This is a genomic window from Spiroplasma endosymbiont of Sarcophaga variegata, from assembly GCF_965178695.1.
GTDB classification, from domain to species: domain Bacteria; phylum Bacillota_I; class Bacilli_A; order Mycoplasmatales; family Mycoplasmataceae; genus Spiroplasma; species Spiroplasma poulsonii.
Genome location: NZ_CBCXVU010000002.1, coordinates 1,797,999 through 1,808,218, shown reverse-complemented (window position 1 = coordinate 1,808,218; position 10,220 = coordinate 1,797,999). Strand labels below are relative to the sequence as shown.

The following is a 10,220-nucleotide window of genomic DNA, read 5'->3' as shown; positions in this document are numbered from 1 at the left end:
GGCGGTCTAGCCCAGCGGTAATCAGTCCGGAAATAATAGACGCTTTAACAAGCGATAGTCGTGATAAGTGCGAGGTCAACATCAAACGACAATAAATATTGAGATGGCCACTTTATAAATAAATTTGCGATAGATATTACTTCTTAGAAGTGACAGCGATTTAAAAACCACAAAGTCAGCATTAGGCTCTTCAAGGTGCAAGTGAATTTATTTTAAAAACTGAACGCTTTGACCTGAAATGGTGCGGATGAAGAGAGAGAATTCTCTGGCATTATCTTATAAAAACAACTGTCGATTATTAAACATTAAACAATAAAACATACCGCCACCGCTCACCCGCAGTGAAGCGGATGGCGTAGTAAATAAATAGATAAATACTTAATTATATAACTAACTCTCGCTTTGGCACTTTCACTTGGGAGTGAGTGCCAGCGAGTTAAAAATAGGAGGTAAATATGACAATCAAAAATCTAATATCAATATATATGTACAATGATTTTTGTATTAATATATTTGATAATAAAACAGGGCAAAAAGAAAATATTAATGATGATATTAATTTAATTAAAAATGAAGAAGCACATTTATTAAATCAAGAAATAAGTTATTTTGATATTAAAGAACAAAAAGGAAGAAAATTAATAGAAATATTAATAGCAAAGAATGAGGTAAATTAATATGTGAAAAGATGAAAATGGTTATGTTTATACCGAAGAAGACTTATTTAATTTAGCATTAGAAGAATGTTATTCAGAAGAAAGTGCTTATGAGTATATTGATAATTTAATTGAAGAAATGGAATTAGAGGAATATAATAATGAATAAATTTATTGGAATTGGTAGAACAACAAAGAATATAGAAATTAAAAAAACACAAAGTGGAAAAGAATATGCCATATTTCAATTAGCAGTAACTCGCCCATATTCAACACAAAAAGAAACTGATTTTATACCTTGTCAAGTTTGAAATAAGCAAGCAATAGTTTTACAAAAATATTGCCAAAAAGGTAGTCAAATTGCAATTAATGGTATTTTACAATCTTTTAAAGATAAAAATAATAAAATACAATGAATAGTTCAAGTATCTAATTATGAATTTTTACATACAAATAATGATTTTAAAAAAGATATATTATTATCAGAAAAACCACAAGAAATAATTGCAGATGAACAAATAAATTATAGTTCAGAAGATATTAAAGAATTATTTGGTGATAATGATGCAATCAAATGAGATTAAACCACTATATATTTATAATGAAGATTTACATAAATATAGTATTTTAATACCAAGTGTAAGTCAAATTGTTAATATTTTAGTGCCAAAAGATTTTTCACAAATTGATGAGAATATTTTAAAATTAGCACAAACTCGTGGAATATGTTTACATAATATGATTGATTGTTGAATAAAAAATAATTTTGATGATGAATTAATTGAATTTATTGATTGTGATATAAAATCTCATCGTGAATTATTTAAAAATTTTACAAAATTATATCAAGAAACTTTTAAAAATATTAAATTTAAACATTATGAAACTGAAAAAACATATTATCATCCTTTATTATGTGGTACAACTGATTTTATTGGCATAACAATAGATAATGAATATATAATATGTGATTGAAAAATTACTAGTTCTAATGAAAAAACAGATATTAAACGCTATATTTGACAATTAAAACTTTATTATTTATTAGAAAAAGATTTTTGTATAGATAGTAAAAAAATATTAATAATAATTATTAATCCAAAATTAAAAATAGTAATTAAAGAAAAAGTTAATATTACTAAACAAGATTTAGAACAAATTAAAGAAGCCATTTTAATATGACAAGAAAGAGAGGAATGAGAAAATGCAACAAGAAACTAAAAAAACATTAATAGCAAGTATTGGTGAAATTCAATCTAATATAAATATTTTTGTTGGTAAAAATGCAAGGAATGATTTTAATAAATATAATTATTTTACTGAAAGTGATTTATATCAAACTTTAAAACCACAATTAAAAGAGCATCATATAACTTATACAATTCAAGCAGTTGGTGAACCAACATTTATTAATAATGATAAAATGGTAAATTATTATTCAAAAGGTTTATTAACACTTTATAAAAATGATGAAAAATTAGAATTAGAAATTATTTTATCAGCACAAAATTCAGATATTGCAAAAGCAGTTGGTAGTGCTTTAACATATGGTGCTCGTTATTGATTGTGTAAGACATTTGGTATAGCAACTGATGAATTAGACCCTGATAGTACTGAAATAAGTAAAGAAAATAGTAATCAAGTTATTAAAGAAACTAATAAGCAACAAATTAATAATTTAAATTCAAATTGAATGAGGGAAGAGCATTTTAATAATATTAAAAATTTTATTACAAATACAAAAATAGAACAAGATATTATTTCAAAAGGTAAAAATTGAATAAAAGAAGAATTAAATGTTGAAAAATTATCACCAGTTATAATTAGAAAACAAAGCGAAGATTTTTATTATCAATTTAAAGAAAGATTTTTAAGATAATGATAAAAATAGGTATTGACCCATCAGGAACAGGTACTACTGCTATTGTTGTTTATGAAGATAGTATTTTATTACATGAGAAAGAATTTATAAATAACGATTGAAAAGACCACTATAAATTTATTGACAATAATTTATCGTTTTACAATTCATTTCGTTTGGATAATAAACAACAATTAGAAGATTTTATTTTTAATATTGAAAATTGCTTATATACAAATGCAAATGGTTCAAAAGATAGAGATGATTTATTAAGATTATTAGGAGCAATTGATAAAGACCGTGATGAAATTATTAATTGGATATCACCTAAATATACTAAATCAGTTGTTAAAAATATGGAAAATTTAAGTAAATATAATGATAGTTCTGTATGAAAATATGAAAAAGATACTAATTTAACTTATGAATATGGTAAAGGTTGAAAATATAATAATGAAAAAATAAGTAATCATATCCGAGATGCCATTATTATTGCTAATTATGAGAGTTAATATTATGAAACATTCATATAATCAAAAAACTGGAAAATATTATTCTTGCAAAATTAGGAATGTTAATATTTACTTAAATAAAAACGAAGAAAAAGTTTGAAATGAATTAAATTTTAGTACTTATTCTCAAAAAATAGAATATCTTATTAACTTTTATATAACACATGATAAAGGAGATAAAGATAATGAATAAATATATTTTATGTTATAGTTCAGAACAAGGTAATCGCCCTTGTAAAACTCCCCTTGGCGAATATATAACTGGTACTGATGTTGAAGATGTAAATATTAATTCAACCTGAGACTGAGAATATTTAATTAAAACATATGGTGAAAAGAATTTAATTATCTTAAAAACAAATAAAAAATAACCAATTAAGGTTATTTTTTTAAATACTATTTGTTAGTTGTCTAATAGCATCTTTTTGTTGTTGTTTTTTATCGTTTACTTTAACTTGTTTTTTTACATTTTTAATTTGACCTGTTTTTAATGCTAATTCTGTTGCATAATCAGGTCCTCGTAAATGTTTTTCGTGAGCAATAACAGCAGTTCTTAATTCTCTAATTTCTGCTTTATATTTTTTAATTTTTTTAGCAGATAATCCAAGAATACCAAGACTACCCATTCCACCAGCACCCGCTAATACAAGTAAAGCAATTACTATTTCATTACTAATTTCCATTTCTTTATTTCCTTTCTTATCCTTACTCAAACAGTGGCCATCCATTCTTTCAGAACAAAATAATTTATAAATTAAACTATATAACCACCCAAAAATATCAACCGCCCCTATATATAGTTTATTTTAAATTTAATTCTTTGTTATTTTCTTCTTGTTTTTTAGTATATTCATCTTGCATATTTTTAAATATTTCTTCTGTTATACCATCTAAATTATTTCATTGTTTTGCTATTCGTGGTTGAATAACACGAGAATTAATCCGACAATCTAAACAATGTCTTAAATGGTCTTTTTTTCATTTTGATTTATCAATTCAAATAATAATTAAAGAAATTATTAAAGTAATTAAAGGTAAAATTGTAAATACTAATCCCATTTTAGATATTTTTAATCGTGGAATATCAATTTTCATATCTACTTTGGGTTTACTACTAGCAACAAATATACCCTGAATTCCGTGTGTAAATAAAGGTGTTAATAAAATAGCAATTCCATTACCTCAATATTGACCATAATTATATCAATTAATATTATCTTTTATTGCATTGATCATGCCATATTCTAATCAACAATTTAATGCTAAAAATATCAATGTATAAAAACTAACTACTCAACTACGAATTTTATATTTTCTTTCTCATTCTCTAATATCTTTATGGGTTCAATTATAAGTCGGAATAGGGTCTTTTTTAAATCAATTTCAAGGTAGGGCACCCTTTAATCAAGTTGTTTTATTTTGTTTCATTAATTAAAAATCCTTTCTAAATTAATTTTCTTTTAATTGTTAAATCTTTAATAGAAATATTATTTGTATCATTTGAAATTGAGCCATCTTGCTTAATTGTTATTCTTTTATAAGAATTATCTGCTAAAAATGAAAATATTGATTTTTGTGATATTGTTTCAAAATAATATGTTACAAATTTATTAGCAGATGCATAATCTGTTATTGAAATTGATATTTTATAGTAATATTTTGTTAAATTATAATCTGGAATTTTAAATGTTAATTTTTCGTTTGCTTCTGGATAATTAATTAATTCTCAACTATCACCACTAATAGAAATATTACCACTCCCTAATAATGAATTACCATTAATAGTTTTAATGTTTGTTCCACTTATTAATTTATCTTGTTTAGCATCTGATACCATTAATTGTTGTTGTTCATTTTTAATAATAGTTTTATTGTCAATTGGTGTTTCTACACTTGAACCTTGTTTTGCTTTTCAAACATTATTTTCATAATAAATAGTATCATTATCAAACGGAACTATTAATTTAATATACTCGTTATAATCAATTTTAGAAAAGTCATTAATAGTTGGATAAGTAATATTTATTGAATTATCTGTTTGTAATCGTTCTTTTAATCAAAATAATAATGTTGGATAAAAAGTTTTTTTACTAATATGTTTATATTCTTCTTCTCATGGATGAGCATAATTATCTAAACTATAATTATAAGGTCTAGATACTGTTTTACTAGATATAATATCAATTATTTCACCTGCTAATTTTAAAGCATTTTTAACATCACGAGTAATATTTTCATTTGCCTCAGGGTCATTAGTTTGTGAATAAGCAACTCCACCTTGTGAAAATGAAGCACTACCAGTTAAATCATTAACTCCTTTAGGTAAATATCAATTAATAACTGCTAATAAACAAGCAGATTGAATATAACTTAATCATTTATCATATTCAATTAAAACAGTATTATCTTTTTTTACTCATGGAAATAAATCTTTTTTATTTATTTTATCTGAAATTGTCCCACCTGATAATCTATCCATTCATAAACTAGTTTTTAAAATAGCATTATAAATTAAATTATCATTATAAGCAGATTGTTTTCTATCATTAATAGGTTGTCAAAGTTTACTTTCTTTAACATCTTCAACTGTTATAAATAATAAATTACTTAAATTATTTTCCATATAATACACCTCTTAATTGATTACGATATTTATTTTTTAAATTAGATGGTTTATAACTATTAACTCTTGTTTTTGTTTTCTTAATTGTTTTAATAGTTTGATTAGTTTTGTAAAACATATTTTTAACTGGTGTTTTATATAAATTCTTAATATTTTTAACATCACTTCGGCGTTCACGATACCATTTTTTATTATTAATTCCACCAGCAAAATTAAAATTAAAATGCCCAATCTTTAAATTATTAATAAACTTTTTAATTTGTTGTAATTTTTGAACTGTTGGTAATGTTAATTTAGTAGTTCCTTTGGGATATTTTTCTTTTAATGCTTGTGGTAATCGTTTTTTAATATAATTTCTTAAATGACTAGGTAATCATTTTCTTAATCAATAACGCCAAAATAAAGTCCCCGCATTAGATACAGCATTACTTAATAATTTTCAAATTTCAACTGGAACACTAGGATAAACATAAGGTCCATAAAATTTTGGATGTTTTGCTGTTTTTGTATATATTAAAATAGTTAAATTACCTGTTAAAGTTAATTTATTTGTAATATTAAACATACCACTATCAAGTCAACTACTATTTAATGGTTGTCAATTAGTATTTAAATAATTTTCATTTTTAAATTGTTCTCTATTTTTAATATTATTATCCTTTTCTAATTGACTTAATATTTGTTGTATTTCTTTTTTATGACCTTTTTTAATTAAATCTAAATAAGTAAATGGATTTAATCACTGATAAATATCTTCAACTTTACTTGTAATTTTATTATATTTATCAGTAATATAATTAATTGGCTTTAATATTTTATTTTGAACTTTATTAACTCTATTAATTAAATTTACAAATTTACTTATTAAAGGTTTATTTTCTAAATTAGATACTAATAAAGTTAAAACTCGTAATATTAGTAAATTCATTGTTTATTAAGAATTTTTAATTACAACATCAATTGTATTTGTTTGACCAGTAGCGTTGTTTTTACCTTCAATTTGAACTTCAACAGTTTTATCTTTTGTAATATTTATTGGTCAATCTTCACCTTTACTTTCAATAAAATAATCAAAATCATTTTCAGTTAAAGAACTATCTATTGCTTTTACTGCTTTTAAAACAACATTTTTAAATTGTGGTTTTAACTGTTCTTGTGTTGCTTGTGTTGGGTCTGCAACATGAATAGTTGGTTTATCTATTTTAATAATTCCACTGATATTAATTTTACTGGGAGTTGATGATGAGAATACATAATCAACTGGCACTCTAAAAGTTTTATTTAGATTACTTTTAGCAGTATTAATTTCTTCTTGTGTAGGTGCTTTTTCTAAAATAATTTTGCATGTTTTAGGATATAAAATTGTTGGTGTTGCATATTGAACTTTACCAATTCATTTAGGGTTAGCAGTATCATTATCTAAAACTTGTTGAATAGTATCCATATTAATTGGATATGCTCATACTTGTTTATTAATAAGTAAACCATTTACATTAGTAAAATTATAACCTTTATCACGGTTAACTTGTCCTTTTGTATATGTTTTTTCTAAATGAAAACTTTTAGATACTGGAATACCCATTGCGGTATTTTCATATAATTCACCATTAACCATTGCTTTTAATTGGGCTTGTGACCCAATTACTTTTAAATAAGCAGGTGTTAAACCTAAATAGGCTCTTCGACCTAAAACCATAAACATTTTATCAGTTGGCAATCCAAAATATAAATTACTAATTTGATTTGTTAATTCAATCAAAGTTTCATTTAATGTAAAGAATGCTTTATTTGCATCATCAGCATTTTCAGCTGTATAACTACGAAATGGAATTACTTCATATTGACCATCTGCTAAACAATAATCATAAATAGCCTGAATTAATTCACATTCTAAATTAACAAATTTATTTTGTACAACACTAGAAATAGCATCAGCAATAACACCATTTTTAATATTTTGTTCTATTAATGCTAAGTCAAAAGCCTCATTCATTAATTTTAAATTAAATCTCTTATCAATCGGAACTGGAATTCTTGTTAATCCCATTGTTTGAGTTGCCCCACCATTTGGTAATGAATAATCATCTTGTCATACCACACGATGAGTTAAATTATATAGTGCTTGTCCTGCATTAGGTAATCAAGCAACTTGTTCTGCGGTTGCAGTAGCATACTGCATAATACTTGCATATTCATTATATAAAGGTCCACGCAATAAAGCATTAACCATATCAACATAGGCTTTTTGACCTGTTGTGTTACCTTGTAATGTAAAAGGTACTTGTGGCAAGTTAATTGTTGCCATAATATTTCACTCCCTTATTATCTAAGGTTTTTAAGTGTATAATCAGTTAATTTTTTAATTTCATCAGGAGTATATGCTCCTTTTTCTTTAATAGTTTCAATTTCATCATTCTTATTTTCAGTTGATTTTTCAATCATATCTTTAATAAAATTAGTTGGTGAAATTGATTGTTGTTCTTCAACAAACAAATCAGGTTTTAATTCTTTTAAAGTTTGCATTTTTTCAGTTAAAGAATTACCACTAACTTTATCTAAATTAGTTTTAATATCTTCAATTTTAGTAGATGGAATATCTTTAAATGCTTTTAATTCATCTAATTCATTAGATAATTTAATAAAATCTTCTTTTGATATAACATCTTCGCGTTTTTGCACACTTTCTCTAATTTGCTTTGCTTCATTATTAAACTGATTTAAGATATTTTCTGCAATCTCTTCACTTAAACCTTGTTCGATTAATTGTTCTTTTGTAAGTGCCATTTTATAAACCTCTCTTTTTTTATTCTTGTCCGATTAACAAGTCAGCATAAACTCTTTTTTATGGAAAAAGATTAAACCTATAATTTAATTATATACTAATATTTTACTAATACAATACTTTTTATATATTATAACTAAACTTAATATATTTGATTACTAATTTAGTCATTAAAACGCGTAATAAGCATTATTTTTAAGAATAAAATTATTACATAATTCATAATTTTGCTTGTATACATATATATATATATATATAATGCAGTTAGATCTTGATAAAAAGTTTCAAGATAAGAAAAGGAGAAATACAAGTATGAAAAAATTACTTAGTTTATTAAGTGTATTAACTATTAGCGGAACTGCTGTCCCAACAACAATTGCCGCTAGTAATTATAATCAAAGATATCAAGCAGTAATTAAAACTAATGGTGCTGATTTGCCAACAGAACAACAAATTAAAGATAAATTAAAAGAACTAAATCCTAGCATAGATATAAATAAAATTAATATTACAAATATTAAAGAGTCAAGCGCAACATTAAATTCGAGTGATAAAACTTTTAATTATGGTGAACCACTACAAGTTTTATATTCAATTGATAAATCTGTTTTATCAGATAATTTAAATTCAGAAACTGATAACGGTGTTAATGTTTTCTATTCTATAGAAAAAAATGGTAAATATAAATCAATAATTGAAAAAATATATGGAATTAAAGAAAAATATATTAGATTTTTAGGCATTGATAGTAAAGACAATAAATATTTTGTAAATAATGAAAATGTTTACTTTGTAAAAAATAATACTAATAATGCTATATTAATTAATTGACTAAATTTTAGTCAATCAGCAATTATTGAATTTAGTAGTACTGATATTTTTGTTAGGTTTGGTTGAAAAGATTTAAATAACATTATTAACGTTCATAGAATAAAAATTATAGATTTAGAAAATAACAATTTAAATAAAATAAATGAATTATCTAAAATTATTTCAAATCCTATTTTAGGAACAGTTAAAATTAATAATGAAAAAGGATTACTAACCGAACAACAAATTAAAGATTTTTTAAAAGATAAAAATCCTCAATTAGATATAACTAAGATAGGAATTAAAAATATTATTGATGATTTATACAATAATAATGAAAAAAGGATTACAGTATTTTCAAGTGACTCAACAATTTATACTGGCGAAGCAACTGTTTTTTTAGATGTTGAAAAATAGTTAAGATTTAAAATAAATGAAAAAAATATTAAGTCTTTTAGGAACAATCACTTTAATAGGAACCAGTACAACCAGTTTAGTTGCTTGTAATACACCACAACATGAATATACACCCGAAGAATTAGCACAATTAAAAAAAGAAAACAAAATTAAAACAAATAACCAAGAAATTAAAGACAATTTAGAATGAACAGCACCACAAGAAAAACCATTTAATACTGTTGATAATAAATGATATTATGTAGTATGGCGTGGTGATAAAAATAATAATTGAAGAATTGCTAAATTTCAAAATACAGAAAAACAAAGATATAATAAGTTTGATGACCAAGATAAATACTATATTTTTATTGGACAACATAAAACAGAAACTAATTTTGATATTATAATTAGTGAACAACAATCTTCGTATAAAACTATAAAACCCTGGCAAATAGATAATGGAGTTTACTTTAAATCAGTATACCGTTGAAATTTAAATAGTAATATACCTGATTTAATTATTGATGATAAAGGTAATGTAAAAGTTAAAGGTGAATAAAAAAAAGAGATTTTACAT

16 protein-coding genes are annotated in these 10,220 nt (G+C 23.7%); 10 read left to right on the top strand and 6 right to left on the bottom strand.

Going from position 1 to position 10,220, the window contains the following annotated elements; genetic code table 4:
* Window positions 1-455 precede the first annotated feature (455 nt).
* Genes ACOBME_RS11675 through ACOBME_RS11640 form a run of 8 tightly spaced genes read left to right on the top strand, consistent with a single transcriptional unit; the run spans window position 456 to window position 3,400 of the window.
* Window positions 456-677 (top strand): hypothetical protein, encoded by a 222-nt coding sequence (locus tag ACOBME_RS11675; protein WP_338966301.1) that lies wholly within the window; start codon window positions 456-458, stop codon window positions 675-677.
* A gap of 1 nt (window position 678) precedes the next feature.
* Window positions 679-825, top strand: a complete 147-nt coding sequence (locus tag ACOBME_RS11670; protein WP_338966300.1) for a hypothetical protein — start codon at window positions 679-681, stop codon at window positions 823-825.
* Window positions 818-1,240, top strand: coding sequence for a single-stranded DNA-binding protein (locus ACOBME_RS11665; protein WP_338966298.1), 423 nt, complete (start codon window positions 818-820; stop codon window positions 1,238-1,240). The genes ACOBME_RS11670 and ACOBME_RS11665 overlap by 8 nt, the downstream gene beginning before the upstream one ends.
* Window positions 1,218-1,877: a hypothetical protein gene (locus ACOBME_RS11660; RefSeq protein ID WP_338966296.1), complete on the top strand. Its 660-nt coding sequence runs from the start codon at window positions 1,218-1,220 to the stop codon at window positions 1,875-1,877. Before ACOBME_RS11665 ends, ACOBME_RS11660 begins: the two co-directional genes overlap by 23 nt.
* Window positions 1,861-2,535, top strand: a complete 675-nt coding sequence (locus tag ACOBME_RS11655) for an ERF family protein (RefSeq protein WP_338966293.1) — start codon at window positions 1,861-1,863, stop codon at window positions 2,533-2,535. The genes ACOBME_RS11660 and ACOBME_RS11655 overlap by 17 nt, the downstream gene beginning before the upstream one ends.
* The gene (locus ACOBME_RS11650; protein WP_419334016.1) at window positions 2,535-3,029 is read left to right on the top strand and encodes a hypothetical protein; all 495 of its coding nucleotides are present in this window, start codon (window positions 2,535-2,537) and stop codon (window positions 3,027-3,029) included. Before ACOBME_RS11655 ends, ACOBME_RS11650 begins: the two co-directional genes overlap by 1 nt.
* A gap of 4 nt (window positions 3,030-3,033) precedes the next feature.
* Complete coding sequence (locus ACOBME_RS11645) at window positions 3,034-3,222, top strand: hypothetical protein (RefSeq protein ID WP_338966287.1); 189 nt, start codon at window positions 3,034-3,036, stop codon at window positions 3,220-3,222.
* The gene (locus ACOBME_RS11640; RefSeq protein WP_338966284.1) at window positions 3,215-3,400 is read left to right on the top strand and encodes a hypothetical protein; all 186 of its coding nucleotides are present in this window, start codon (window positions 3,215-3,217) and stop codon (window positions 3,398-3,400) included. Before ACOBME_RS11645 ends, ACOBME_RS11640 begins: the two co-directional genes overlap by 8 nt.
* A gap of 18 nt (window positions 3,401-3,418) precedes the next feature.
* On the opposite strand, the gene ACOBME_RS11635 is transcribed toward ACOBME_RS11640, so the two are convergent.
* The 6 genes from ACOBME_RS11635 to ACOBME_RS11610 all read right to left on the bottom strand — a co-directional run bounded on the left by ACOBME_RS11635 (window position 3,419) and on the right by ACOBME_RS11610 (window position 8,436).
* Window positions 3,419-3,757, bottom strand: coding sequence for a hypothetical protein (locus ACOBME_RS11635; RefSeq protein ID WP_338966281.1), 339 nt, complete (start codon window positions 3,755-3,757; stop codon window positions 3,419-3,421).
* Between the two features lie 73 nt (window positions 3,758-3,830).
* Window positions 3,831-4,457 carry a hypothetical protein gene (locus ACOBME_RS11630; protein ID WP_338966279.1) on the bottom strand — a complete coding sequence of 209 codons (627 nt, stop codon included), beginning with the start codon at window positions 4,455-4,457 and terminating at the stop codon, window positions 3,831-3,833.
* Window positions 4,458-4,473: 16 nt separating this feature from the next.
* Window positions 4,474-5,652: a hypothetical protein gene (locus ACOBME_RS11625; protein ID WP_338966276.1), complete on the bottom strand. Its 1,179-nt coding sequence runs from the start codon at window positions 5,650-5,652 to the stop codon at window positions 4,474-4,476.
* Window positions 5,642-6,580 carry a hypothetical protein gene (locus ACOBME_RS11620; RefSeq protein WP_338966273.1) on the bottom strand — a complete coding sequence of 313 codons (939 nt, stop codon included), beginning with the start codon at window positions 6,578-6,580 and terminating at the stop codon, window positions 5,642-5,644. Before ACOBME_RS11620 ends, ACOBME_RS11625 begins: the two co-directional genes overlap by 11 nt.
* 6 nt (window positions 6,581-6,586) lie before the next feature.
* Entirely contained in the window at window positions 6,587-7,957 is a 1,371-nt protein-coding gene (locus tag ACOBME_RS11615; protein WP_338966270.1) for a hypothetical protein, read from the bottom strand.
* Window positions 7,958-7,974: 17 nt separating this feature from the next.
* Entirely contained in the window at window positions 7,975-8,436 is a 462-nt protein-coding gene (locus tag ACOBME_RS11610; protein WP_338966267.1) for a hypothetical protein, read from the bottom strand.
* A 310-nt stretch (window positions 8,437-8,746) separates the two neighbouring features.
* On the opposite strand from ACOBME_RS11610, the gene ACOBME_RS11605 reads away from it, so the two are divergent.
* A complete protein-coding gene (locus ACOBME_RS11605; RefSeq protein WP_338963611.1) occupies window positions 8,747-9,661 on the top strand; it encodes a hypothetical protein in 915 nt (304 codons plus the stop codon).
* Window positions 9,662-9,677: 16 nt separating this feature from the next.
* The gene (locus tag ACOBME_RS11600; protein ID WP_338966265.1) at window positions 9,678-10,202 is read left to right on the top strand and encodes a lipoprotein; all 525 of its coding nucleotides are present in this window, start codon (window positions 9,678-9,680) and stop codon (window positions 10,200-10,202) included.
* Window positions 10,203-10,220: the final 18 nt, after the last annotated feature.